This window comes from Streptomyces sp. NPDC031445, assembly GCF_055581365.1.
This window is the reverse complement of the sequence record NZ_JBVIJO010000005.1, coordinates 11738-37057: the sequence shown is the minus strand read 5'-3', so window position 1 is coordinate 37057 and position 25320 is coordinate 11738. Positions and strand designations below refer to the sequence as shown.

At 73.4% G+C, this 25320-nt stretch carries 25 protein-coding genes; 13 read left to right on the top strand and 12 right to left on the bottom strand.

Translation table 11 applies throughout. The features are described from left to right. The first annotated feature begins 9 nt into the window (after positions 1-9). Positions 10-594, top strand: a complete 585-nt coding sequence (locus tag ACZ5DC_RS15305; RefSeq protein WP_468652881.1) for a hypothetical protein — start codon at positions 10-12, stop codon at positions 592-594. Positions 595-601: 7 nt separating this feature from the next. Here the strand turns inward: ACZ5DC_RS15305 and ACZ5DC_RS15300 are convergent, their stop codons facing one another. From ACZ5DC_RS15300 to ACZ5DC_RS15280, 5 genes are all read right to left on the bottom strand, one after another. Next, positions 602-976 (bottom strand): roadblock/LC7 domain-containing protein, encoded by a 375-nt coding sequence (locus ACZ5DC_RS15300; protein ID WP_468652879.1) that lies wholly within the window; start codon positions 974-976, stop codon positions 602-604. Positions 977-986: 10 nt separating this feature from the next. Then, on the bottom strand, positions 987-1466 hold the full coding sequence (locus ACZ5DC_RS15295) for a roadblock/LC7 domain-containing protein (protein ID WP_171155610.1): 480 nt from the start codon (positions 1464-1466) through the stop codon (positions 987-989). Between the two features lie 31 nt (positions 1467-1497). Then, complete coding sequence (locus ACZ5DC_RS15290) at positions 1498-2292, bottom strand: transcriptional regulator (RefSeq protein WP_468652877.1); 795 nt, start codon at positions 2290-2292, stop codon at positions 1498-1500. Continuing rightward, positions 2289-2669, bottom strand: coding sequence for a hypothetical protein (locus tag ACZ5DC_RS15285; protein ID WP_468652875.1), 381 nt, complete (start codon positions 2667-2669; stop codon positions 2289-2291). The genes ACZ5DC_RS15290 and ACZ5DC_RS15285 overlap by 4 nt, the downstream gene beginning before the upstream one ends. Before the next feature lie 149 nt (positions 2670-2818). Further along, positions 2819-4366: a type III PLP-dependent enzyme domain-containing protein gene (locus tag ACZ5DC_RS15280; RefSeq protein ID WP_468652873.1), complete on the bottom strand. Its 1548-nt coding sequence runs from the start codon at positions 4364-4366 to the stop codon at positions 2819-2821. On the opposite strand from ACZ5DC_RS15280, the gene hutU reads away from it, so the two are divergent. Genes hutU through hutI form a run of 4 tightly spaced genes read left to right on the top strand, consistent with a single transcriptional unit; the run spans position 4339 to position 9819 of the window. After that, entirely contained in the window at positions 4339-6003 is a 1665-nt protein-coding gene (hutU, locus tag ACZ5DC_RS15275; RefSeq protein ID WP_468652871.1) for a urocanate hydratase, read from the top strand. The two genes, ACZ5DC_RS15280 and hutU, sit on opposite strands and share 28 nt — an antisense overlap. After that, positions 6000-7283, top strand: coding sequence for an allantoate amidohydrolase (locus ACZ5DC_RS15270; protein ID WP_468652869.1), 1284 nt, complete (start codon positions 6000-6002; stop codon positions 7281-7283). The genes hutU and ACZ5DC_RS15270 overlap by 4 nt, the downstream gene beginning before the upstream one ends. Continuing rightward, positions 7280-8617, top strand: a complete 1338-nt coding sequence (locus ACZ5DC_RS15265; protein ID WP_468652867.1) for a formimidoylglutamate deiminase — start codon at positions 7280-7282, stop codon at positions 8615-8617. Before ACZ5DC_RS15270 ends, ACZ5DC_RS15265 begins: the two co-directional genes overlap by 4 nt. A gap of 29 nt (positions 8618-8646) precedes the next feature. Further along, the gene (gene hutI / locus ACZ5DC_RS15260; RefSeq protein ID WP_468652865.1) at positions 8647-9819 is read left to right on the top strand and encodes an imidazolonepropionase; all 1173 of its coding nucleotides are present in this window, start codon (positions 8647-8649) and stop codon (positions 9817-9819) included. Positions 9820-9832: 13 nt separating this feature from the next. Here the strand turns inward: hutI and ACZ5DC_RS15255 are convergent, their stop codons facing one another. Continuing rightward, complete coding sequence (locus tag ACZ5DC_RS15255) at positions 9833-11368, bottom strand: ricin-type beta-trefoil lectin domain protein (protein WP_468652864.1); 1536 nt, start codon at positions 11366-11368, stop codon at positions 9833-9835. A gap of 224 nt (positions 11369-11592) precedes the next feature. After that, on the bottom strand, positions 11593-12489 hold the full coding sequence (locus tag ACZ5DC_RS15250; protein ID WP_468652862.1) for an RNA polymerase sigma factor SigF: 897 nt from the start codon (positions 12487-12489) through the stop codon (positions 11593-11595). A 248-nt stretch (positions 12490-12737) separates the two neighbouring features. Between ACZ5DC_RS15250 and ACZ5DC_RS15245 the strand changes: the two genes are divergently transcribed. Both ACZ5DC_RS15245 and ACZ5DC_RS15240 read left to right on the top strand, forming a co-directional pair. After that, complete coding sequence (locus ACZ5DC_RS15245; RefSeq protein WP_171155630.1) at positions 12738-13115, top strand: STAS domain-containing protein; 378 nt, start codon at positions 12738-12740, stop codon at positions 13113-13115. A 379-nt stretch (positions 13116-13494) separates the two neighbouring features. Then, complete coding sequence (locus ACZ5DC_RS15240; protein ID WP_468652859.1) at positions 13495-14073, top strand: ATP-binding protein; 579 nt, start codon at positions 13495-13497, stop codon at positions 14071-14073. A 547-nt stretch (positions 14074-14620) separates the two neighbouring features. Here the strand turns inward: ACZ5DC_RS15240 and ACZ5DC_RS15235 are convergent. After that, positions 14621-16126 (bottom strand): peptide MFS transporter, encoded by a 1506-nt coding sequence (locus ACZ5DC_RS15235; RefSeq protein ID WP_468652857.1) that lies wholly within the window; start codon positions 16124-16126, stop codon positions 14621-14623. Between the two features lie 491 nt (positions 16127-16617). Between ACZ5DC_RS15235 and ACZ5DC_RS15230 the strand changes: the two genes are divergently transcribed. Both ACZ5DC_RS15230 and ACZ5DC_RS15225 read left to right on the top strand, forming a co-directional pair. Then, the gene (locus tag ACZ5DC_RS15230; RefSeq protein WP_030653180.1) at positions 16618-17295 is read left to right on the top strand and encodes a response regulator transcription factor; all 678 of its coding nucleotides are present in this window, start codon (positions 16618-16620) and stop codon (positions 17293-17295) included. Between the two features lie 175 nt (positions 17296-17470). Continuing rightward, entirely contained in the window at positions 17471-18742 is a 1272-nt protein-coding gene (locus tag ACZ5DC_RS15225; protein ID WP_468652855.1) for an ATP-binding protein, read from the top strand. Between the two features lie 13 nt (positions 18743-18755). On the opposite strand, the gene ACZ5DC_RS15220 is transcribed toward ACZ5DC_RS15225, so the two are convergent. Continuing rightward, entirely contained in the window at positions 18756-19259 is a 504-nt protein-coding gene (locus tag ACZ5DC_RS15220; protein WP_468652853.1) for a GtrA family protein, read from the bottom strand. 182 nt (positions 19260-19441) lie between these two features. Between ACZ5DC_RS15220 and ACZ5DC_RS15215 the strand changes: the two genes are divergently transcribed. From ACZ5DC_RS15215 to ACZ5DC_RS15205, 3 genes are read left to right on the top strand one after another with little or no spacing between them, the layout of a single operon-like run. Then, positions 19442-20581: a 5-(carboxyamino)imidazole ribonucleotide synthase gene (locus ACZ5DC_RS15215; protein WP_366749619.1), complete on the top strand. Its 1140-nt coding sequence runs from the start codon at positions 19442-19444 to the stop codon at positions 20579-20581. Beyond that, positions 20578-21102 (top strand): 5-(carboxyamino)imidazole ribonucleotide mutase, encoded by a 525-nt coding sequence (gene purE, locus ACZ5DC_RS15210; RefSeq protein WP_366749618.1) that lies wholly within the window; start codon positions 20578-20580, stop codon positions 21100-21102. Before ACZ5DC_RS15215 ends, purE begins: the two co-directional genes overlap by 4 nt. 5 nt (positions 21103-21107) lie before the next feature. After that, positions 21108-22301, top strand: a complete 1194-nt coding sequence (locus tag ACZ5DC_RS15205) for a dipeptidase (RefSeq protein WP_468653529.1) — start codon at positions 21108-21110, stop codon at positions 22299-22301. 58 nt (positions 22302-22359) lie between these two features. Here ACZ5DC_RS15205 and ACZ5DC_RS15200 read toward each other — a convergent pair whose 3' ends face one another. Continuing rightward, the gene (locus ACZ5DC_RS15200) at positions 22360-22755 is read right to left on the bottom strand and encodes a VOC family protein (protein WP_468652850.1); all 396 of its coding nucleotides are present in this window, start codon (positions 22753-22755) and stop codon (positions 22360-22362) included. A gap of 21 nt (positions 22756-22776) precedes the next feature. Next, entirely contained in the window at positions 22777-23145 is a 369-nt protein-coding gene (locus tag ACZ5DC_RS15195; protein WP_468652848.1) for a VOC family protein, read from the bottom strand. A gap of 86 nt (positions 23146-23231) precedes the next feature. Between ACZ5DC_RS15195 and ACZ5DC_RS15190 the strand changes: the two genes are divergently transcribed. Continuing rightward, a complete protein-coding gene (locus ACZ5DC_RS15190; protein WP_468652846.1) occupies positions 23232-23738 on the top strand; it encodes a CGNR zinc finger domain-containing protein in 507 nt (168 codons plus the stop codon). Between the two features lie 112 nt (positions 23739-23850). On the opposite strand, the gene ACZ5DC_RS15185 is transcribed toward ACZ5DC_RS15190, so the two are convergent. Beyond that, positions 23851-25194: a UDP-glucose dehydrogenase family protein gene (locus ACZ5DC_RS15185; RefSeq protein WP_468652844.1), complete on the bottom strand. Its 1344-nt coding sequence runs from the start codon at positions 25192-25194 to the stop codon at positions 23851-23853. Positions 25195-25320 lie beyond the last annotated feature (126 nt).

Sequence of the window (25320 nt, the reverse complement as noted above, 5' to 3'; positions counted from 1 at the left end):
GAGGCTGACGTGGCGCGCGGAGGACAGGGACTGGCTCGGGTGGCCGTCGTCGTACGGGCCGGGGCCGCACCGCTGTGGTGGCTCGGAGTGGTCGCCGCGGGGATCGGGGTCGTGCCGCAGGGAGTGACCGGGCGGCGGATCGGCGTGCTGGCGGGGACGGCGCTGTTCCTGATCGGCGCGGCCGTCGTGGCACTCGTCCGGCGGGGCCGGTACGCCGCCCTCGCCGGCGGGGCGGCCCGCGCGGGCAAGTACGACGTGCTGCAGGACCGGGCGGTGACCGTGCGCGTCTGGCGCCGGGGTCACCGCTGGTGGCTGCTGCTGGGCTGGGCGGCCGCCCTCGGCTCCGCCTTCGCCGTGCCCGCGGCCGGCGGCATGCTGCTGGCCGGGCTCGGCGCCGGGCTGCGGCTGAAGGCCGCGTGGCTCGGGCGGCTGGAGCGGACCCGCCAGACGCTGCTGTGGGTGCGCGTCGACTGGCTCGACCGGCGCGGCGGGCGCCCCGCGGGCAAGGCCGTCAAGGGCCTGCGCGGTACGGGCGTCGCGGCCGGCGACGCGGCCCCGGGCGGGGCCCGCCGCCGTACCGCCGCACTGGTCTGAGCCCTCGTCAGACCTCCAGCTCCTCCTCGATCCGTTTCAGCTGGTGCCGGGCCATCGCCAGGTTGGCCCGGTTGGAGTCGAGGACCAGGTACAGGAACAGCCCGTTGCCGCCGCGGCTGCTGAGCAGGCGGATCAGGTGGTACTGGTCGGACAGGGTGATCAGGATGTCCTCGATGCCGGCCTTGAGGCCGAGCATCTCCATCGTGCGCATCTTGGCGCGGATGACGTCCGTGTTGCCGGCGGCGGCCACGTTCAGGTCGAAATCCTTGCTGCCGCCCATCGTGCCCAGCGCCATCCCGCTGGTGTAGTCGACGAGCGCGACACCGGTCGCTCCCTCTATGGAGGTGAGGGCTTCCTTCAGTGCGGTCTCGGTGTTGGCCATGGTGGTCCTTTCAGCTGTCGGTTGCGGTGCGCGCCTCGGCGGCCGTGGTGCGGGGCGCGCGGGGAGTGCGGGTCCGTGCGGGGGTGGTCCTCGGGAGCGGGCGTACGGCCTCGGCGGCGTCCAGCAGCTCCCCGATGCGGGCGCCGGCCCGGCGGCCCTCCAGGTGCAGCCGGCCGACGTTGACCCGGTCCTGCGCGAGCAGGGTCAGGACGGCGGTGCGGCCGGCCGCGTAGGTGGCGATGTAGCCGCGCTCGCCGCGCACCAGCAGCTCCCGGAAGCCGCCGTGCCCGGTGGCGTCGGCGACCCGCACGGCGACGCCGAGCGCGGCGGCGGTGAGCGCGGCCAGGCCCTCCGGGTCGACGCCGGGGGTGTCGTGGGCGACGACGAGGCCGTCGACGCCGGCCGCGAGGGCGCCGGTGAGCTGCGGTACCCGGGTGCGCAGCCGCAGCAGCTCCTCCAGGACGGTCCGCAGGTCCTCTTCGGCCACCATCAGGTCTCTCCTCTCGGCGGGGCGTTGCCGTTCAAAGCGCCTCCAGCGCATCCCTGAGCCTCTTCAGCAGCGCGATGTCGGGGTCGGTGGTGACCTGGTAGGGCAGCGGCGGCGGCGTGGCGGGTGCCGTGGGCGCGGGTGCGATCTGCCCGGCCGCCGTCAGCCGGCGCACGTCGACCAGCGTGTGGAACGCCTGCCGGCCCAGGTTCCGGGCGATGTCGGCGGCCGTGCGCACCCCGTCCACGCGGTCCAGCACGGCCCGCTGCCGGGGCGTCACCGGGCCGGCCGGGTCCGCGCGGATCAGCGGGGCGGTGTCGGCGGCCGGGTCGGGCCACAGCCGGTGCAGCAGCAGCCGGCGGCGCAGCGTCTCGCGTTCCAGCGCGACCACCGGCACCGAGGGCAGCGGGCCGAGCCGGGGCGCGGAGTCGTACCGGAACCGTCCCGGCGTGCTGCTCGGCGCCAGTGCGAAGTACCCGGCGTCGTACACCGCGTCCAGGTGGCACAGCTCCAGCGCGCCGGTGGGCAGCACCCCCGAGCGCAGCAGGAGTTCGGCCGCGTGCAGGGGGCCCGTGGTCCGTGCCGCCGCCTGCTGCCAGGCGGTGGCGGCGAGGGTGCCGTGGGCCGTGAGGAGCACGTCGAGACCGGGGGCGAGGGGGCTCTCGGCGTGCACCACCCGGCCCTCGGCGAGGTGCAGGACGCCGTGCTCGCGGACCAGGACGCCGGTGGCGCGCTCCTCGGCGAGCCGGGTGAGCATCGGGGACAGGGCGCGCCCGGCCTCCTTGTCCCGGACCGGGAGGGCCGGCTGCGGGGTGCCGACCACGGTCATCCCAGCACCAGCCGGGCGGCCATCTCACCGAGCCGGATCCGGGCGAGCGCGAGGTTGCCCTCCCCGCGGCCGAGCCACAGGTGCAGGAACACGCTGCTGTCGAACGACGTGTCCACGAAGCGCAGCAGGTGGTAGCTGTCGCCGTTGCTGATGATCACGTCCTCCACGGGCGGCAGGTCGCCGCCCGCCGCGAAGGTGCCGTGCTCGGCGGCCATCCGGGCGAGTTCGGCGGCCTCGGCGGCGGTCGTCTCGTGGTCGCCGCCGGGCGCCTCCCCGACCGTGCCGAGGGCCAGTCCGCTCGTCCAGTCCACCAGCGCGGCTCCCCGGGCACCGGGCAACCGCATCGCTTCCAGCAGGCACTCGTCGATTCCGGGCACCGTGGCTCCCCTCCCGCCTGGGACTCCGGTTGAGTGACGCCGACACTACGCAACGTGTGTGCGAGAGGTGAGGCGTTTGGCATTTTCCGTTGGAACATGCGCCGGGCGTACTAGTGTGGGTCAACTGGCCTGTGCCGCACGGGAGTTGATCACCGGGGCGAGAGGCCGGTCAGCGCGGACGCGTGCGCCCCTCCCGACTCCGCCACCACCTCCGCGACGGTCTGCGGTTCCCGTACCGTGGCGAAGGCGACGCCCCCCTCGCCGTCCGGCGCGTAGCCGTAGACGCCCGGCCGGGCGAGGGAGTTGTACGCGTAGTGGTGGGCGAAGTAGTACGCGCCCGTGTCCAGCGCCGCCGCGTAGTCGCCCTGCTCCAGCAGCGGCAGCGCGCGCCCCTCGGCGAGCAGGTCGCCCGAGAAGCAGGCCGGCCCGGCCACGTCCTGCACCACCTCCGGCCCCGTCTTCGGCCGCCCCCCGGCGTCGTACGCGGCGATCCGCAGCGGCCACGCCCCCGGCACGTACACCGTCCGCGCCGCCACCTGCACGCCCGCGTGCGTCACCGCGATCCGCCGTCCGCCCGCGCTCTTGGCGTACTCCACCCGGGCCACCACCGTCCCGTACTTGGCCAGCAGCGACCGCCCGAACTCGGTCACCAGCCCGTACCGCCCGTCGAACAGCCCCGGCACCCGCTCGGCCAGCAGCCGCGCGTAGGCGGCGTACGACGGCGTCGTCTCCTCCGACGCGAGGTTCACCGGCAGCCCGCCGCCGATGTCGATCGTGTCGACCTGCCGCCGCCCGGCGGCCGCGTTGATCTCCTCCGCGAGCGCGTAGACCTCCGCCGCGCCCCGCGCCAGCAGCGGCAGCGGGATGCCCTGCGAGCCGGTGTGCGCGTGCAGCCGGGTCAGCCACGGCCGCTGCGCGTACGCCCGGACGACCCAGTCGCGCGCCCCCTCGTCCCTGAGCGCCACCCCGAACTTCGAGGTCCGCGTCGCCGTGGAGGTCGCCCCGATGGTGCCGCCGCCGATCTGCGGGTTGACCCGGAGCCCGAGCGGGGACCGGGTCGGCGTGGCGTGCACGAGGGCGTCGAGCCGGTCCAGCTCCTGCGCGTTGTCCGCGTTCACGGCGATGCCCAGGGCCAGCGCCTCGCGCAGCTCGGCCGGGGTCTTGGCCGGCGAGTCCAGCACCGTCCGCTCGGGCGGCACCCCGGCGGCGCGGGCCAGCGCCAGCTCGCCGGGGCTCGCCACCTCCGCGCCGATGCCCGCCTCGTGCAGCAGCCGCACCACCGGCACCAGCGGGGTCGCCTTCACCGCGAAGGCGTGCAGCACGGGTGTGCCGGGCGGCACGACCGCGTCGAACGCCGCCCGCAGCGCCGCCGCCGACTCCCGGATGCCGACGACGTCCAGCAGGCCCACCACGGCCGCGTCCGGGCCCAGCAGTCCCCGCTCGACGGCGGCCCGCACGGCCCCGTCCCGGCGGGCCGCCCGCCCCCGCGCCTCGCTCCCGACGTCCCCGACCGTCTCGATCTCCGCCACGGCTCCTCCGTCCTGCTCCCGGCTACCGGTGCTTCCAGCCAAACACCCGCCGCGCGCGGACGGGGCCGTCCCGATGTATTGACTAGCTCTATTCAGACCTACAGGATGTGAATAGACGTAGGCACAGGAGGAGGCAGACGATGTCGGGACCCCGCCCCGTACGAGCACCGCGCGGCACGGAACTGAGCGCCCTGGGATGGCAGCAGGAAGCCGCCCTGCGCATGCTGCAGAACAACCTCGACCCCGAGGTCGCCGAGCACCCCGACAAGCTCGTCGTCTACGGCGGCACCGGCAAGGCCGCCCGCGACTGGCGCTCCTTCGACGCCATGGTCCGCACCCTGAGGACCCTCAAGCAGGACGAGACCATGCTGGTCCAGTCCGGCCGGCCGGTCGGCGTGATGCAGACCCACGAGTGGGCCCCGCGCGTCCTCATCGCCAACTCCAACCTGGTCGGCGACTGGGCCAACTGGGAGGAGTTCCGCCGCCTGGAGGCCCTCGGCCTGACCATGTACGGCCAGATGACCGCGGGCTCCTGGATCTACATCGGCACCCAGGGCATCCTCCAGGGCACCTACGAGACCTTCGCCGCCGTCGCCGCCAAGAAGTTCGGCGGCACCCTGGCCGGCACCATCACCCTGACCGCCGGCCTCGGCGGCATGGGCGGCGCCCAGCCGCTCGCCGTCACCATGAACGACGGCGTCGCGATCTGCGTCGACTGCGACCCGCGCGCCATCGAGCGCCGCATCGAGCACCGCTACCTCGACGTCAGGGCCGACTCCCTCGACCACGCGCTCCAGCTGGCCACCGAGGCGCGGGACGCCCGGCGTCCGCTGTCCATCGGCGTCCTCGGCAACGCGGCCGAACTGGTCCCGCAGCTCCTCGCGATGAACGCCCCCGTCGACATCGTCACCGACCAGACCTCCGCCCACGACCCGCTGTCGTACCTCCCGGTGGGCATGGCCTTCGAGGACATGGCCGCCGAGGCGGCCAAGGACCCGGCCGGCTTCACCACCCGCGCCCGCGAGTCCATGGCGCGGCACGTGGAGGCCATGGTCGGCTTCATGGACGCCGGCGCCGAGGTCTTCGACTACGGCAACTCCATCCGCGGCGAGGCCCGGCTCGCCGGCTACGACCGGGCGTTCGCCTTCCCCGGCTTCGTCCCCGCCTACATCCGCCCGCTGTTCTGCGAGGGCAAGGGCCCCTTCCGCTGGGCGGCCCTGTCCGGCGACCCGGCCGACATCGCCAAGACCGACAAGGCGATCCTGGAGCTGTTCCCCGAGAACGAGTCCCTGGCCCGCTGGATCAAGCTGGCCGGTGAGCGCGTCCACTTCCAGGGCCTGCCCGCCCGCATCTGCTGGCTCGGCTACGGCGAGCGCGACAAGGCGGGCGAGCGGTTCAACGACATGGTCGCGAGCGGCGAGCTGGCCGCGCCGCTGGCCATCGGCCGCGACCACCTCGACTGCGGTTCCGTCGCCTCGCCGTACCGGGAGACCGAGGCCATGCTCGACGGGTCCGACGCGATCGCCGACTGGCCGCTGCTGAACGCGATGGTCAACGTGGCCTCGGGCGCCTCCTGGGTCTCCATCCACCACGGTGGCGGCGTCGGCATGGGGCGGTCCATCCACGCCGGCCAGGTCACCGTGGCCGACGGCACCAAGCTCGGCGGCGAGAAGATCCGGCGCGTCCTCACCAACGACCCCGGGATGGGCGTCATCCGGCACGTGGACGCCGGGTACGACAGCGCGGAGTCGGTCGCGGCCGAGCGGGGGGTCCGGGTGCCCATGCGCGAGGGTGACGAGGCGTGACGGTCGGCGAGGCCGGGCACGGCGCCCCTGCCGCCCGGCGGAACGACAGCCCGCGGCCCGGGACTTCTTTCCAGGAGATGTGGCGCGAGCTGCTCCCCGTCGGCCGGCACCCCGGCTCCGGCGGCTACCGGCGCTACGCCTGGACCGGGGCGGACGCCGAGTGCCGGGCCTGGTTCCGGCAGCAGGCCGAGGACCGCGGGCTCGCCTACGAGGTCGACCGCAATGGGAACCAGTGGGCCTGGCTGGGGGACCCGGCCGCCGGTGACGCCGTCGTCACCGGATCGCACCTGGACTCCGTGCCGGACGGCGGGGCCTTCGACGGCCCCCTCGGGGTCGTGTCCGCCTTCGCCGCCCTGGACGAACTGCGCGGCCGGGGCGTCGAGTTCGCCAAGCCGCTCGCCATCGTCAACTTCGGGGACGAGGAGGGCGCCCGGTTCGGGCTCGCCTGCGTCGGCTCCCGGCTCACCGCCGGGCAGCTCACCGTGGAGCAGGCCCACCGGCTCACCGACGGGGACGGGGTCAGCCTGCCCCGGGCCATGGAGGCGGCCGGGTACGACCCCGACGCCATCGGGGCCGACCCCGGGCGGCTGGCCCGGATCGGCGCCTTCGTGGAACTGCACGTCGAACAGGGCCGCGCGCTGGACCTGTCCGGCGACCGGGTCGGCGTCGCCAGTGCCATCTGGCCGCACGGGCGGTGGCGGTTCGACTTCCGGGGCGAGGCCAACCACGCCGGAACCACCCGGCTCGTGGACCGCCGCGACCCGATGCTGTCGTACGCCGAGACCGTGCTCGCCGCCCGCCGCGAGGCCGAACTCGCCGGTGCCGTCGCCACCTTCGGGAAGATCGCCGTCGAGCCCAACGGGGTGAACGCGATCCCGTCCCTCGTGCGCGGGTGGCTCGACTCCCGCGCCGCCGACCAGGACACCCTGGACACGGTGGTGGGCGGCATCGAGAAGGCGGCCCGGGAGTACGCCGACGCCCACGGCATCGACCTCGGCGTCGTCCGGGAGTCCTTCACCCCGGTCGTGGAGTTCGACCACGCCCTGCGCGACGAACTCGGCCGCATCCTGGGCAAGGACACCGGCCTGAAGGTGCCCGTCCTCGGCACCGGTGCGGGACACGACGCCGGGATCCTGTCCGGGAGCGTCCCGACCGCCATGCTGTTCGTGCGCAACCCCACCGGTGTCTCGCACTCCCCGGCCGAGTCCGCCGCCGAGGACGACTGCGTGGCCGGGGTGCGCGCACTCGCCGACGTACTGGAAGGACTGGTCCGCAGGTGACCAAGGGGACCTACTGGCTGGAGCACGCCTGGCTCGGCACCTGTGTCGAGCCCGGGGTCACGGTGGAGGTGACGGACGGCCGGATCGGTGCCGTCCGCACCGGGACGCCCACTCCGCCGCCCGGCGCCGAGGTGCTGCGCGGGCTCACCCTGCCCGGGCTCGCCAACGCCCACAGCCACGCCTTCCACCGGGCGCTGCGCGGCACCGTCCAGGTCGGCTCCGGGACCTTCTGGACCTGGCGCGAGGTGATGTACTCCGTCGCCGACCGGCTGACCCCGGAGACCTACCACGCCCTGGCCCGCGCGGTGTACGCCGAGATGGCCCTCGCCGGCATCACCTGTGTCGGCGAGTTCCACTACGTGCACCACGCCCCCGGCGGCACCGCCTACGCCGACCCCAACGCCATGGGGGAGGCGCTGATCGCCGCCGCCGCCGAGGCCGGCGTCCGCATCACCCTCCTCGACACCTGCTACCTCTCCTCCGGCTTCGGCGAGCCGCCCACCGCCCACCAGCTGCGCTTCTCCGACGGCAGCGCGGAGGCCTGGGCCGAACGCTGTTCAGTTCTCAAGGAACGGGACCACGCGCGGATCGGGGCGGCGATCCACTCCGTACGGGCGGTGCCCGCCGGACAGCTGGCGACCGTGGCACGCTGGGCCGGGGAGCGGCGTGCCCCGCTGCACGTGCACCTGTCGGAGCAGACCGCCGAGAACGACGCCTGCCTCGCCGCCCACGGCCGCACGCCCACCCGGCTGCTCGCCGACCACGGCGTCCTCGGGCCGCGCACCACCGGGGTGCACAACACCCACCTCACCGACGGGGACATCGCCCTGCTCGGCGACTCGGGCACCGGCACCTGCATGTGCCCGACGACCGAACGGGACCTGGCCGACGGCATCGGCCCGGCCGTCGCCCTCCAGCGGGCCGGCTCCCCGCTCTCCCTCGGCTCCGACAGCCACGCCGTCATCGACCTGCTCGAAGAGGCACGCGCCATGGAGCTGAACGAGCGGCTGCGCAGCCGCACCCGGGGCCACTGGACGGCCGCCGCCCTGCTGCGGGCCGCCACCGCCGACGGCCACGCCGCCCTCGGCTGGGACGACGCCGGCACCATCGAGCCGGGCGCGCTCGCCGACCTGACGACGATCGCCCTGGACTCGGTCAGGACGGCCGGGACACTGCCCAGACTGGGCGCCGAGACGGCCGTATTCGCGGCGGGCGCGGCGGACGTACGCCATACGGTCGTGGGCGGCCGGCACGTCGTACGCGACGGCGTGCACACGCTCGTACCCCATGTGCCGCAGGCGCTGGCCGCCGCCGTCGAAGCCCTGCGCGGCTGAGCAACGCCGACCCCCACGAGGACGACACCATGAGCAGCACCGTCATCACCAACATCGCCACGCTGGTCACCAACGACCCCTCCCTCGGACGGGGGTCCCCCCTCGGTCTGGTCCAGGACGCGGCCGTCGTCATCGACGGCGACCGCATCGCGTGGACCGGTGAGTCAAGCAAAGCACCCGCCACTGACAACCGGGTCGACGCGGGCGGCCGGGCGGTGCTTCCGGGCTTCGTGGACTCCCACTCCCACCTGGTCTTCGCGGGCGACCGGACCGAGGAGTTCAACGCCCGCATGTCCGGCCGCTCCTACACGGCCGGCGGCATCCGCACCACCGTCGCGGCCACCCGGGCCGCGAGCGACGCGGAACTGGAGGCGAACCTCACCCGCTACCTCGGAGAGGCCCTCCGCCAGGGCACCACCACCTTCGAGACCAAGTCGGGCTACGGCCTCACCGTCGAGGACGAGTCCCGCGCCCTGCGCCTCGCGGCGCGGCACACCGACGAGGTCACGTACCTCGGCGCGCACATCGTCTCCCCGGACTACGCCGACGACCCGGCGGCCTACGTCGCCCTGGTCACCGGCGAGATGCTGGACGCGTGCGCGCCGCACGCCCGCTGGATCGACGTCTTCTGCGAGAAGGGCGCCTTCGACGGCGACCAGGCCCGCGCGATCCTCACGGCCGGCAAGGCCAGGGGCCTGCACCCGCGCATCCACGCCAACCAGCTCTCCCACGGTCCCGGCGTCCAGCTCGCCGTGGAACTGGACGCGGCCAGCGCCGACCACTGCACCCACCTCACGGACGCGGACGTGGACGCCCTGGCCAACGGCTCGACGGTCGCCACCCTGCTCCCCGGCGCCGAGTTCTCCACCCGGGCCGAGTGGCCGGACGCCCGCCGTCTGCTGGACGCGGGCGTGACGGTCGCCCTCTCCACCGACTGCAACCCCGGCTCCTCCTTCACCTCCTCCCTCCCCTTCTGCATCGCCCTGGCCGTCCGCGACATGCGGATGACCCCCGACGAGGCGGTCTGGTCGGCCACGGCGGGCGGAGCGGCGGCCCTGCGCCGCACGGACATCGGCCGGCTCACCCCCGGCGCCTACGCCGACCTGACCCTCCTGAACGCCCCCAGCCACGTACACCTGGCCTACCGCCCGGGCGTACCCCTGGTCAGCGGCGTGTGGCGACGCGGGGTGCGGGTGGTCTGAGCGCGGGGCACGCTCACCGCGCCCCCGCCCGCCACCGCTGCCCGCGGCCGCCCGACAGGGTGCGCAGGATCACGGCGTCGCCGTCGTACGGGGTCACCGCCGTCCCGGTGGCGATGGCGGGGCGGATCGTGCCGTCGGGGGCGACGGTGAAGCGGAGGTTCTCGCCGTTGCGGCCGTGGACCGAGTCGCACTCCCAGATGCCCACGCCCCGGTCGGCCGAGCCCCGGCTGTCCAGGCAGAAGCCGTCGTCGGCCGCCGAGCGCAGCACGCCCAGGGAGGCGTCGACGCTCCAGCGCTGGGTCGCGGAGGAGCCGCAGGGGGCCGTGACGACGTCGGTGCCCTTCGCCAGGTCGCCGTCGCGGATGTCCAGGCAGCGGCCCGTGCCGAGGTTGACCACCTGGGCGTAGGCGGCGCCCGGCGGGGCGGGCGGGGGCGTCGGGCTCGGGGTCTCGCGGCGGGGCGGGGCGGACGTCGGGCGGTGCGACGCCGGGGAGGGGGACGCGGGCGCGGACGTGGGGGACGGGGACGGGGGAGAGGAAGGGCGAGGGGGCAGCGAGACCGTTGCGGTCACGGTCACCGGGGAGGGTGCGGGGGTCGCCGCCGCCGGGCGGCGGTCGGCGGGGTGCGCGGGGCCGAACAGGAAGACCAGCAGCGGGGTCAACGCCACCCCCAGGGCCGCCGAGCCCAGCAGGACGCGGCCCCGGGGCGGCCGGCCCGGCGTGGGCGCGGCCGGGGGCACAGCGGCCGGTGCGGGGTGCTCGTCCCCGCGCGGGTACGCCGTTCCGCGCCACGGCAGCAGGCCCTCGGCCAGGGTCTGCCGGGGCGCGTCCCGCAGCGCCCGCAGCTCCTCGAACGCGGCCGCGCAGTGAGGGCAGCGCGCCATGTGGGTGTCCAGGTCGGCGCCGCGGCGCGGTGCGTCCGGCCGTACCGCCTCCTCGATCAGCCGCCGGAAGTCCGCGCAGCGCGGGTCGTCGGAGGCGGCCAGCCGGTGCCGCAGACAGGCCTGGGCCAGGGCGGTGAGGGCCCGCGGGGTGTCGTGGGAGACGTCCGTGCGGCCGAGGCCGAGGAAGGCGGCGGTGCGCTCTTCGGGTTCCGCTTCCAGGACGCCGTACCAGAGCAGTCCCTGGGCGCGGGACGGCAGCGACCGGAAGGCCGGGAGCAGGGGCGGGGTCGGGCCCCCGGGGTGGCCTGCCGTGGTCAGCACCAGCAGCAGGCCGGGGTCGACGCCGGCGGAGCGTTCGTCTCGTGCCCAGCCGGCCGCCAGCCGCACGGTGAGAAGCAGCAGCCGGTGGCGCAGGGGGAGGGGCGGTTCGACACCCCGGGCCGTCTCGCGGGCCGCCGTGGTGAACGCCTCCGCCGCCAGCCGGCGGGCCGCGGACTCGCTCGCCGCGCACAGCCGGGCGTAGGCGAGGACCGCCGGGTGGTGCCGGCGGCGCAGCTCCCGCAACGCCGGGTAGGCCGTGGGCGTGGGGGAGCGCAGCAGTTCGGTCAGCCGTGCGTCCGGCGCGTCGCCGTGGTCCCCCGCCGTGGCGTGGTCCCCCTCAGCCATGCAACACCCCTCCGTCCCGAGAAGGCCGCTGACATACCAGCCAGTTTGGGGACCCATGGTGGTGGACGGTGGCGGTCGCGGGAAGAGGTTTCCGTGAGGAACCGCATAACGGTTGGACCGCCGGGCACCCGGCACGACGGCGAGGTGGGTGACGGGGACGGCGGAGCGGCCCGGCGTTGTGGCCGGGCCGCTCACCGCAGTGCGGGGAAGTCGCGCGCGGAGGGTCACTCCTCCAGCGTCAGCCCCTTGCGCAGCCGTACCAGCGTGCGCGACAGCAGCCGGGACACGTGCATCTGGGAGATGCCGAGTTCCTCGCCGATCTCCGACTGGGTCATGTTCGCCACGAACCGCAGGGAGAGGATCTTGCGGTCCCGGGGCGCGAGCTCGGCGATCAGCGGCTTGAGCGACTCGATGTACTCGATGCCTTCGAGACCGTGGTCCTCGTACCCGATGCGGTCCGCGAGGGCACCCTCGGACTCGTCCTCCTCCGGCTGGGCGTCCAGCGAGGAGGCGGTGTAGGCGTTCGAGGCGGCCATGCCCTCGACGACCTCGTCCCGGGAGATGCCGAGCCGCTCGGCCAGTTCCGCGACGGTGGGGGCGCGGTCCAGCTGCTGCGCCAGCTCGTCGCCGGCCTTGGCCAGGTCCAGCCGCAGCTCCTGGAGCCGGCGCGGGACGCGCACGGACCACGAGGTGTCACGGAAGAACCGCTTGATCTCGCCGATGATGGTCGGCATCGCGAAGGTGGGGAACTCGACGCCGCGGGAGAGTTCGAATCGGTCGATCGCCTTGATCAGGCCGATGGTGCCGACCTGGATGATGTCCTCCATCGGCTCGCTGCGGGAGCGGAAGCGGGAGGCGGCGAACTTGACGAGCGCGAGGTTGAGCTCGACGAGGGTGTGGCGGACGTACGCGTGCTCGTGCGTCCCCTCCTCCAGCGACTCCAGGCGCTCGAAGAGGGTCTTGGACAGCGCCCGCGCGTCGACCGGGGCGATCTCGTCGTACGGGGGGATCTCCGGGAGTCCCTCGAAGGGGTCGAGGGGGCCGATGGGATGATCCAGTTGTTCCGGTGGGGGTGTCGACGTCGCAGTCGGGGTAGGCGATGCGTCGAGCCGGGGTGACATGGGTGTCCTCCATCGTTCTCGGCATATGGCTGCCGAAGCCAGTACGTGCACTGCGGTGTGCGGCGCCTCCGAAGCCGGCGTGTAGGTGCGTGTGTCCTTACTAGCCCTACCCGGTGCAGCGAGCGAGTCGCAAGTGCGTTCTGTAGCGATATGTCCGTTTCTGTGCGGAACTTCGGGTGTCGGAGTGCGCATGGAAGGCGTAATGTTCGAGGGCATCAGCAGCCACGACCTCGGGAGAGAGAGACGGCATGGACCACGGGACGGTCGGCAGCGCACAGTCGGGCCGGCTTCTGGTGGAGGTGCGGGAAGAGGGCTCCAGCGCCGTTGTGACGCCGGCCGGTGAGCTCGATCACCACACCGCCGATCTTTTGCGTGAGCCCCTCGACGACCTCTTGGACAAGGGCTTCACGCGGCTTGTCGTGGACTGCTCACGCCTGGAGTTCTGCGACTCCACAGGGCTGAACGTCCTGCTCGGCGCCCGCCTGAAGGCGGAGGCCGCCGGGGGTGGGGTCCATCTGGCAGGAATGCTGCCGGTGGTCGCCCGCGTGTTCGAGATCACCGGGGCCGAGGCGGTCTTCACCGTCCACGACTCCCTGGAGGCGGCCCTGGCCGACGGTGCCGACTGACCCGGCGCCCCGGTGCCCGGTCCGGTCCGTCGCGGATTCCCGTGGGAGTTACACACTTCCTGCCCGAAACGGGGGGTGTTCCGCCGGATCGGTCGGGCAGGAGTGGGCAGAAGAAAGCGGGAGGCGTTCCGCCGGCCACCGGCGCCCGGGACGGGGCGTGCGTCCGGCGGACGGGCGGGTACGGATTCCCGGCCGGGCGGCGTTCGGACGACCACCGGACGGCGTTCGTACGGCGTGCGGACCACCTCCCGACGAGACGGCGCCCGGGGTGCCGACGGAGGCCAGGCCTTCGACAGGACTGACCGGCTGGAGACCGCCGGCCGGACCAATGACCGGACTATTGAATCTTGAACTGGTGAATCGGTGAGGTGAAGCGCTGATGAGCACCACCCGGCCTTACTCGCCGGGCGACCGCGGCCCGGAGCCCAGCGGCGCTTCCGGGGCGTCCGAGGGGGCTGCGTCGACCGTCGGCGCGGCCACGGGGGCAGCCGCGCCGTCCGTGTCGTCCGGGCCGCCGGGCCCGGCCGACGGCACTGCGCAGACCCGGGGCCGGCAGGTCCGCAGGCTGCGCCTGGAAGGCGAGAGCGGGGTCGTCCCGCTCGCCCGCGACTTCACCCGCCAGGCGCTGTACGCGTGGGGCTGGCTGCCCGCCGCCACCGCCGACCAGCGGGCCGCCGCCGAGGACGTACTGCTCGTGGTCTCCGAACTGGTGACCAATGCCTGCCTGCACGCCGAGGGCCCCGACGAACTGCTCCTCACCTGCGACAACAAGGTGATCCGGCTGGAGGTCTCCGACCGGGGCGCCGGCCAGCCGGCCCCGCGCACCCCGCACCGCGCCGGCCGGCCCGGCGGGCACGGCATGTTCATCGTGCAGCGGCTGTGCCTGGACTGGGGCGTGGTCCGCACCCCCGGCACGCCGGGCAAGACGGTCTGGGCGGAGCTGGGCGCTCCCGCCTGAACGCCGGCGGAGGCCACCCCGGCCCCCGCCTCCCCCCGGCACCGCCGGGCGCACGCCGGATCGCCGCGGCACCGGCGTGTGCCGTACCCGGGACGTACCGCCGCGCTCGCGTCCGCCGCGGCCCTGGCCGGCTCGGCTGCGAGATCACCGGGTCCAGGCGGAGGGGCTTCTCCTCCAGCCCGGCCGAACCGGGCAAGGGGCCGACGAACGCGAGCCCCGTCGGGTCCGGCGGCCCCGTACGGATTCCCGACCGCACCGGCACCCACGAACCCGGCGCCGGCGGCACCTCGACGCTGTCCCCGGGCATCCTCACGGTCACGGCGCTCGGTACGACCACGGCCCGCACCGCGGTGAGGACGGCCGTCCCCCTCACCCTGGACGCGACGGGCAGCCGGGCGGCGCGGCGGGCGGCACCGGCGACCACGGCGTGCGCCCCGAAGGCCCCGGGACCGGTCGCGGGCACGGCGATCCGGCGTTCAGCGCCCACACGAAGAGGGCCGCCGCACCCACCCGGGTGCGGCGGCCCTCTTCGTGCAGGTCACCGTGGCTAGTGCACGTTGCCCATCATCTTCTTCACCTTGCCGCGGTACATCCACACCGCGACGCCCGCGAGAACGGCGAGCACGGCCTCCAGGGCGACGAAGCCCATCTTGTCGAGGTTGACGCCGCCGACGGCCGGGTTCGACAGCAGGGCGGTGACGGAGTCGCCCGCGGTCACCGCGAGGAACCAGACGCCCATCATCTGCGAGGCGTACTTCTTCGGCGCCATCTTCGTCGTCACCGACAGACCCACCGGCGACAGCGTCAGCTCACCGACGGTCTGCGCGAAGTAGATCGCGACCAGCCACAGCGCCGCCGCCTTGTGACCGCCCTCGGCGATCGACAGCGGGGCGAGGAAGACGAAGAAGGACGCGCCGACCAGCACCAGACCGGAGGAGAACTTCACGATCGTGCTCGGCTCCTTGCCGCGCTTGTTCAGCCACAGCCACAGCCAGGCGAAGACCGGCGCGAGGGCCATGATCATGACCGGGTTGACCGACTGGTACCAGGAGACCGGGAACTCCCAGCCGAAGATGGTGTTGTCGGCGCTCTTCTCGGCGAACAGCGAGAGGGTGGAGCCGCCCTGGTCGTAGATCATCCAGAAGACGGCGGCGGCCACGAAGAACCAGATGTACGCGGACACCTTGGAGCGCTCGGCCGGCTCCAGGTCCTTGTCGCGCAGAATCCGGGAGATGACCAGGATCGGCACGATCAGGCCGATGAGGGTGAGCGGGATCAGCGCCCAGTTGAGGGTGAAGTGGCCGGTGCCGCCGACGACGCCGTAGAAGACCGCGGCGATCGCCAGCCAGATCAGGCCCTTGCGCAGGGTGGACGCCTTCTCGGCGGGCGTCAGCGGGGTCGGGACCTCGCTGCTCTTGGCGTTCAGGTGGCGGCCGCCGAGCAGGTACTGGGCGAGGCCCAGCGCCATGCCGAGCGCGGCCAGCGCGAAGCCCAGGTGCCAGTTGACGTTCTCGCCGACGGTGCCGATGACCAGCGGGGCGACGAAGGCACCGAGGTTGATGCCGATGTAGAAGAGCGTGAAGCCACCGTCCCGGCGCGGGTCCTGCGGGCCGTTGTAGAGGTGGCCGACCATCGTGGAGATGTTGGCCTTCAGCAGACCGGAGCCGATGGCGACGAGGACCAGGCCGACGAAGAAGCTCGCGGCGGCGGGCAGTGCGAGGCACAGGTGACCGAGCATGATGACCAGGCCCGCGACGGCGACCGTCTTGCGGGGGCCGAGGACGCGGTCGGCGAACCAGCCGCCGGGCAGGGCGAGCAGGTACACGAGCGACAGGTACACGGAGTAGATCGCCGTCGCCGTGCCGGCGCTCAGGTGCAGGCCGCCCGGGGCCACCAGGTACAGCGGGAGAAGGGCCCTCATGCCGTAGTAGGAGAAGCGCTCCCACATCTCGGTCATGAAGAGAGTGGCCAGGCCGCGGGGGTGGCCGAAGAAGGTCTTCTCGGAACCGGGGGTGCCCGGTCGGACCGAGTCCTTCGTCAGGCTGGACGCCATGGTCGTTCCTTGCTGGTCGGGACGCGCGTGGAGCCGTGCGCGCCCGGTGGGGGTGTCGGCCGGCACCGGCGGGGTCGGCCGCCCGCCCCCACGCCCAGGGGGGTCCGCCCCGGATCGCGGAGCGGCGGACGGCGACCACCGGGATCCACGCCCCCGACGCGTCGCTGCGTCCGGAGCCCGGCCAGAGGTCATTCCTTTCAAGGCTGGCCTCGGCCAGCCCGCACACAAAGAAGACCCTCGGCGTCACATGCCGCGCCAAAGGTCCCCGGTGTACTACAGGCGTTCAGGTCACCATACGGCAGGACACCGCCGGATATGGAAGGACTTGAGACACGGATCACAGGTGTCGCGGGAACCACGGAACCTGATTCGAAGGTCTCTCCTACGATCGCATCCCCAGGTCAATGGTTCGTACCAGCAGCATACGAAGGTAAGAGGCCCGGGTGCCGATCACACCCCGGCACCGCACGCGGGCGGTCTACCATCACCTCATGACCCGTGTACTGCTCGCCGAGGACGACGCGTCCATCTCGGAGCCGCTGGCCCGCGCCCTGCGCCGGGAAGGTTACGAGGTCGAGGTGCGCGAGGACGGACCCGCCGCGCTCGACGCCGGAATGCAGGGCGGCGTGGACCTGGTCGTGCTGGACCTGGGGCTGCCCGGCATGGACGGCCTGGAGGTCGCCCGCCGGTTGCGCGCCGACGGTCACACCGTGCCGATCCTCATCCTGACCGCGCGGGCCGACGAGGTGGACACCGTCGTCGGTCTGGACGCGGGCGCCGACGACTACGTCACCAAGCCGTTCCGGCTCGCCGAACTGCTCGCCCGGGTGCGGGCCCTGCTGCGGCGCGGCGCCGCCGAACCGCAGCAGCCGCCGGCCACGCACGGGGTGCGGATCGACGTCGAGTCGCACCGGGCCTGGATGGGCGACGAGGAACTCCAGCTGACCGCCAAGGAGTTCGACCTGCTGCGGGTGCTGGTGCGGGACGCGGGCCGGGTGGTGACCCGGGACCAGCTGATGCGGGAGGTCTGGGACACCACGTGGTGGTCGTCCACCAAGACCCTGGACATGCACATCTCCTGGCTGCGCAAGAAGCTGGGCGACGACGCGGCGAACCCCCGGTACATCGCGACGGTGCGTGGCGTGGGCTTCCGGTTCGAGAAGAGCTGAGCTCCCCCGGAGGGGGGTACCCCCAGCCGCTGGGGCTCGGCCGACATGACGGGTCGTGCCGAAGAGGGCTCGGCGGACGTCCGGCCGCCGGTCCGCCGTGGCCGGCCGCTCGGTTCCCCGTGCCCCTTCGGGACGTTGCCCCCGAAGGTACTGACAAAGCCCCCCGGAGATCCCCGTGCGCCGACGTCTCATCCAGTCCACCCTCGCCGTCGTCCTCGTGGTGATCGCGGTCTTCGGCGTGTCCCTGGTGATCGTCGAGACACGGACGATCAGCAACAGCGCCCAGGAACGGGTGGAGTCGGAGGCGGTGCGGCTGGCCAGCATCGTGGACAGCCGCATCCTCGCCGCCGAGAACGTCAACGCGGACGTGCTGCGCAACCCCGTCAGCAAGGACCAGTACGCGGTCATCCGGATGCCCGGCAAGCCGCCCATCGAGATCGGCGACAGGCCCGAGGGCGACACCATCCACTCCACGCAGCTCGGCGAGGAGGGCGAGACGGTCACCGTGCAGGAGCCGCGCTCCGCGGTGACCCGCGAGGTCGGCCGGACCCTGCTGATCATCGGGCTGGTCGCGCTGCTCGCCGTGGTGGCGGCGGTGCTGCTGGCCGTACGGCAGGCCAACCGGCTCGCCTCCCCGCTGACCGACCTCGCCGAGACCGCCGAACGCCTCGGCTCCGGCGACCCGCGCCCCCGGCACAAGCGGTACGGCGTCCCCGAGCTGGACCGGGTCGCGGACGTGCTGGACGCCTCCGCCGAGCGGATCGGGCGCATGCTGACGGCCGAGCGGCGGCTCGCGGCCGACGCCTCGCACCAGCTCCGTACCCCGCTGACCGCGCTGTCCATGCGGCTGGAGGAGATCACCCTCACCGACGACCCGGACACGGTGAAGGAGGAGGCGACCATCGCGCTGACGCAGGTCGAGCGGCTGACGGACGTCGTGCAGCGGCTGCTGACGAACTCACGGGACCCGCGGACCGGCTCCGCCGTCACCTTCGACCTGGACGAGGTCATCCAGCAGCAGCTCGCCGAGTGGCGGCCCGCCTACCGCAGCGCCGGCCGGGCCATCGTCAGCTCCGGCAAGCGGCACCTCCAGGCGGTCGGCACCCCGGGCGCGGTCGCCCAGGTGCTGGCCGCGCTGATCGAGAACTCGCTGATGCACGGCGGCGGCACCGTCGCCCTGCGCACCCGGGTCACCGGCAACCAGGCCGTGATCGAGGTCACCGACGAGGGGCCGGGCGTGCCGGCCGACCTCGGCGCGCGGATCTTCGAGCGCACGATCAGCGGGCGGAACTCCACGGGAATCGGCCTGGCCGTCGCCCGTGACCTCGCCGAGGCCGACGGCGGACGGCTCGAACTGCTCCAGGCGCAGCCCCCGGTCTTCGGCCTGTTCCTCTCGCGCACGCCTCCGGCGCGCACCCCGGACGACGACCAGCCGACGGTCCGCTAGCCGCCCCGCGCCGCTACGGCACGCGCTGCCTGGGCGCCCGCTTCGCCGGGTCCCGCCCCGCGACCGGTTCCGCGCTCGCCACGGTCTCCCGGGCGGGCAGCGCCCGGAACACCCAGGTGCGGTACGACCAGAACCGGAACAGGGTCGCGACGCCGATGCCGACGAACTTGAAGACGTTGCTCTGCAGCGGGCTGTCCCAGCCGAAGCCGTAGGTCGCCAGGTACAGCACGCCGTTCTCGATCACCAGGCCGATCGCGCTGAACAGCAGGAACAGCGTCAGTTCCTTGGTGCGCCCGCCCTTGTCGCGGTCCCGGTACGTCCAGTAGCGGAAGCCGACGTAGTTGAAGACGATGGCCACGACGGTCGCGACGATGCTGGCCCGCACCACCGGCAGGTCCGAGACGTGCCGGACCAGGTTGAACACACCGAGATTGACGAGGACGCCGGCGCCGCCCACGGCACCGAACTTGGCCACCTCGCGGACGAGCCGTTGCAGCCCCGAGGAACGAGGTTCCATGGCTGTGCAGCTCCCGTCGGTAGGTTTCCTCAACCCCGCCATGCTAGCCGGGCGGGGTCGCCGGTGCCCGTGGACCGGCCCACGCTGTGGAAACAGGTCGGGAAGAGGTGGGGAAGCACCGGGTAAGAGCCCGTGAGAGGGACGCGATCCGGCATCCGCCGCGTGGCCGATACGCTAGGGGTGTGACGTTCCCGGTAGTCGGCATGGTCGGCGGGGGGCAGCTCGCGCGTATGACGCACGAGGCGGGCATCCCGTTGGGCATCAGGTTCAAGCTTCTCAGTGACACTCCTCAGGATTCCGCGGCGCAGGTCGTGAACGATGTCGTCGTCGGCGACTATCGCGACCTCGACACGCTCCGCGAGTTCGCGCGCGGCTGCGACGTGATCACCTTCGATCACGAGCACGTGCCCACCGAGCACCTGCGTGCCCTGGAGGCGGACGGCATCCCCGTGCGCCCGGGGCCGGACGCGCTGGTGCACGCCCAGGACAAGGGGGTGATGCGTGCGAAGCTCGACGCGATCGGCATCCCGTGCCCGCGGCACCGGATCGTGAGCGACCCGGAAGACGTGGTCCGGTTCGCCGAGGAGGGCGACGGCTTCCCGGTCGTCCTCAAGACGGTCCGCGGCGGCTACGACGGCAAGGGCGTGTGGGTCGTGGACAACGCCGAGGAGGCGGCCGAGCCGTTCCGCGCCGGCGTGCCCGTCCTCGCCGAGGAGAAGGTCGACTACGTCCGCGAGCTGGCCGCCAACGTCGTACGCTCCCCGCACGGCCAGGCCGTCGCCTACCCGGTGGTGGAGTCGCAGCAGGTCAACGGCGTCTGCGACACGGTCATAGCCCCCGCGCCCGACCTGGACGAGGACCTGGCGCTGCACGCCGAGCGGCTGGCGCTGACCATCGCCAAGGAACTCGGCGTCGTCGGGCACCTCGCCGTCGAGCTGTTCCAGACCCGCGACGGGCGCATCCTCGTCAACGAGCTGGCCATGCGCCCGCACAACTCCGGCCACTGGAGCATGGACGGCGCGATCACCTCGCAGTTCGCCAACCACGTCCGCGCGGTCCTGGACCTGCCGCTGGGCGACCCGCGCCCGCGCGCCAAGTGGACCGTGATGGTCAACGTCCTGGGTGGCGACTTCCCGGACATGTACTCGGCGTACTTGCACTGCATGGCCCGCGACCCCAAGCTCAAGATCCACATGTACGGCAAGGACGTGAAGCCGGGCCGCAAGGTCGGACACGTCAACACCTACGGCGACGACCTGGACGACGTGCTGGAGCGCGCCCGTCACGCAGCCGGCTACCTGAGAGGCACCATCACCGAATGAGCCCCGTTGTTGGCATCGTCATGGGGTCGGACTCCGACTGGCCCGTCATGGAAGCCGCCGCCAAGGCCCTGGACGAGTTCGAGATCCCCTACGAGGTCGACGTCGTCTCCGCGCACCGCATGCCCCGCGAGATGGTCACGTACGGCGAGCAGGCCGCCGACCGCGGCCTGAAGGTGATCATCGCGGGTGCGGGCGGCGCCGCCCACCTGCCCGGCATGCTCGCCTCCGTGACCCCGCTGCCGGTCGTCGGCGTGCCCGTGCCGCTGAAGTACCTGGACGGCATGGACTCCCTGCTCTCCATCGTGCAGATGCCGGCCGGTGTCCCGGTCGCCACGGTCTCCGTCGCCGGTGCCCGCAACGCCGGCCTCCTGGCCGCCCGCATCCTCGCCACGCACGACGAGGAGCTGCTGCACCGCATGCGCGACTTCCAGCAGGACCTCAACGACCAGGCCACCGAGAAGGGCAAGCGGCTGCGCTCCAAGGTCGAGGGCGCGGGCAGCGGCTTCGGCTTCGGGAAGTGACCGCCGTGGCCGCCCTGGACGAAGCACGCGCGCTGCTGCGCGAGTTCCCCGTGGTCGACGGGCACAACGACCTGCCCTGGGCGCTGCGCGAGCAGGCCGGATACGACCTGGACGCCCTGGACATCGCCGGTGACCGGCGCGAGCGGCTGCACACCGACCTGCCGCGGCTGCGCGCGGGCGGGGTCGGCGCCCAGTACTGGTCGGTGTACGTGCCGTGCGAGCAGCCGGACCCGGTCGCGGCGACGCTGGAGCAGATCGACTGCGTCCGGCGGCTGCTGGCCCGCTACCCGGCCGAGCTGGCGCCCGCGCTGACCGCCGCCGACATGGAGGAGGCGCGCGGGCAGGGCCGTATCGCCTCGCTCATGGGCGCCGAGGGCGGCCACTCCATCGCCAACTCGATGGGCACCCTGCGCGGCCTGTACGCGCTCGGCGTGCGCTACATGACGCTCACCCACAACGACAACGTGGACTGGGCCGACTCCGCGACCGACGAGCCGCGGGCGGGCGGGCTGTCCGCCTTCGGCCGCGAGGTCGTGGCGGAGATGAACCGCCTCGGCATGCTCGTCGACCTGTCCCACGTGGCGGCGACGACGATGCGGGACGCGCTGGACGCCACGTCCGCGCCGGTGATCTTCTCCCACTCCTCCTCGCGCGCGGTGTGCGACCACCCCCGCAACATCCCCGACGACGTCCTGGAACGCCTGCCCGCCAACGGCGGCGTGGCGATGGTGACGTTCGTGCCCAAGTTCGTGCTCCAGGCCGCCGTCGACTGGACGGCCGCCGCCGGCGAGAACCTGCGCGCCCACGGTCTGCACTCCCTGGACACCAGCCCCGAGGCCATGAAGATCCACCGGGCCTTCGAGGAGCGCAACCCGCGCCCGGTCGCCACGGTGTCCACGGTCGCCGACCACCTGGACCACATGCGCGAGGTCGCCGGCATCGACCACCTGGGCATCGGCGGCGACTACGACGGCACCGCCTTCACGCCGGACGGCCTGAACGACGTCTCCGGCTACCCGAACCTGCTCGCGGAACTGCTGGACCGCGGCTGGTCCAAGGCCGACCTGGCCAAGCTGACCTGGCAGAACGCGGTACGCGTGCTCGGCGCGGCGGAGGACGTCGCCCGGGACCTCCAGGCCACCCGCGCGCCGTCCCTCGCCACGATCGAGTCGCTGGACGGCACGCGCGACGGGAGCTGACCAGGGTACGCCCGGCCCGGCGGAGATCCGGATCACCGGGCCGGGCGTGCCCCGGACGTCACGACCGTTCGTCGATCCGGCACAGGCAGAACGGATGCCCGGCCGGGTCGGCGTACACCTGGTAGTCCTTCGTCTCGCGGTCCTCCAGGTCCAGCGGGCGGGCGCCGAGCGCCAGCACCCGCTCGTGCGCCGCGTCGAGGTCCGCCCAGGTCGGGCCCGCGTCGAAGTCGAGGTGGAGCTGCTGGCCGTTGCGGTCCGCGCGCGGCCACTCCGGCGGGGTGTGCCCCTCGGCCCGCTGGAAGGCGATCCGCGGCCCGTCCGGCACCTGGAGCACGACCCAGTCGTCGTCCTCGGGGTGTGGGGTCCCCCCGGCGAGTGCCGCGTAGAAGGCGGCCAGCGCGTGCGGATCGGGGCAGTCGAGAACGACGTTGCGGAAACGGGCCACGGACGCCATGGAATCCTCCTCCGGGACGGGTCAGCAGGCGCAGAGACAGAACGGGTGCCCTGCCGGGTCGGCGTAGACACGGAAGGTCCGCTCGCGGTCCTGCGTGTCCAGCGGCCTGGCGCCCAGCTCCAGCACGCCCTTCTCGGCCGCGTCCAGGTCCTCCACCGCCAGATCCAGGTGGAACTGCTGCGACCGGTCCGCCGCGGGCCACTCCGGCGGCACGAACCCCGGCGCCCGCTGGAAGGCCAGCGCCGTCCCGCCGGGCACCTTCAGGTCCACCCACCCGCTGTCCTCGGGGTCCTCCTCCGCCGTGCCGCCCAGCACACCGGCGTAGAAACCGGCCAGCGCGTGCGGGTCGGGACAGTCCAGGACGACGATGTCGAGCTTGGCGAGAGCCATGACTACCTCCTCGTGACGTTACCTGTAAGGACGGGTAACCAGTAACGGTTACCGCATGCTCCCCCATAGGGGGTAACGTCACACGCATGAGCGAGAGATCGGCGGCCCCCGGCGGCCTGGCCCTGGTCGAGTCCCTGGTGAACACCCTGGACATCGAGGCGGGCACGGACGGGCTGGACACGCCGGAGGGCCGCGCCCGCCTCGGCGTCACGCGGGACGGACTGGACGGGGCCCGGGAGCTGCGCGAGTCGCTGCGGGCCGCGCTGCTCGCGCACGCCGGGCACCCGCCGCACCGCCCGGTGACCCCGCTGGGCACCCTGCTGGCCCGGGCCCCGCTGTACGTCGCCGTCGACGACCGCGACGGCTCGGCCCGCCTCGCCCCGGCCGACGCCGAGCCGCTGCTGTCCCGGGTCGCCGCCGCCGTCGCCGAGGCACTCGTCGCGGGCACCTGGACCCGGCTCAAGGCGTGCGAGGCCGACACCTGCCACTGGGCCTTCTACGACCGCAGCCCCGCCGGACGCGGGCGCTGGTGCTCTATGCGGGTGTGCGGGGCGCGCGCGAAGATGCGCCGCTACCGGGCGAAGGGCGCGTGAGCGGCGACGATTTGGTGCACAATGCGGACAGACGCCGGTTCGGCCGACTGAGCCTCGGCCGAACCGGCGTCGCCACCCGGGTCCCGGCGCGGGCCCTGGGCCCGGAGGGCGCCTACGCCTTGGGGCGGCCCATCGCGCGGTACGTCCAGCCGGCCCGGCGCCACAGCTCGGGGTCGAGGGTGTTGCGGCCGTCGAGGATCACCCGGGCCGCCGCCGCCTCGCCGAGCGCCACCGGGTCCAGCTCGCGGAACTCCTGCCATTCGGTCAGGTGCAGGACGACGTCGGCGCCCCGGGCGGCCTCCAGCGCGGAACCGGCGTAGCCCAGGGTCGGGAAGACCTTGCGGGCGTTCGCCATGCCCTTCGGGTCGTACACGGTCACCTGGCCGCCCTGGAGGTGGATCTGGCCGGCCACGTTCAGCGCGGGCGAGTCGCGGACGTCGTCCGAGTCCGGCTTGAAGGTGGCGCCGAGCACCGCGACCCGCTTGCCGAGGAAGGAGCCGCCGCCCAGCGCCTCCCGGGTCATCTCCACCATCTGGCCGCGCCGGCGCATGTTGATGGAGTCGATCTCGCGCAGGAACGTCAGCGCCTGGTCGGCGCCCAGCTCACCCGCCCGGGCCATGAACGCCCGGATGTCCTTGGGCAGGCAGCCGCCGCCGAAGCCGATGCCGGCGCGCAGGAACTTGCGGCCGATCCGGTCGTCGTGGCCGATGGCCTCCGCGAGCTTCGCCACGTCACCGCCGGCGGCCTCGCACACCTCCGCCATCGCGTTGATGAACGAGATCTTGGTCGCGAGGAAGGAGTTCGCGGCCGTCTTCACCAGTTCGGCGGTCGGGAAGTCGGTGACCACGAACGGGGCGCCCTCGCCGACCGGGCCGGCGTACACCTCGCGCAGCAGCTTCTCCGCGCGCTCGCTGCGCACGCCGACGACGATCCGGTCCGGGTGCAGGGTGTCCTGGACGGCGAAGCCCTCGCGCAGGAACTCCGGGTTCCAGGCCAGCTCGGCGTCGCCGCCCGCCGGGGCGTGCTCGGCCAGGTAGGCGGCCAGCCGGTCGGCGGAGCCCACCGGCACGGTCGACTTGCCGACGACCAGAGCGGGGCCGCGCAGGTGCGGGGCGAGGGAGGCCACGGCGGAGTCGACGTAGCTCATGTCGCAGGCGTACTCGCCGTGCTTCTGCGGGGTGTTCACGCACACGAAGTGCACATCGCCGAAGGCGCCGGCCTCGGCCCAGTCCGTGGTGAACCGCAGCCGCCCGGTGGACCCCTCGATCCCGGCCACGTGCCGGCGCAGCAGTTCTTCCAGCCCCGGCTCGTACATCGGGGTCTCGCCGCGCTCCAGCATGGCGATCTTCTCCGGTACGACGTCCAGGCCCAGCACCTCGAAGCCCAGTTCGGCCATGGCCGCGGCGTGTGTGGCGCCGAGGTAGCCGGTGCCGATCACGGTGATCTTCAGGCTCATGGGGTGCGCTCCAGCTCCGGTCCGTCGTCCTGCTCGGTCATGCGGTGCCTGAGCATAGTCGGGCCGCCCCGCGGGCAATTTCCCCGCTGTCGCCAAGCTCACGTAGGCGGGTGCACACGGGGGCTC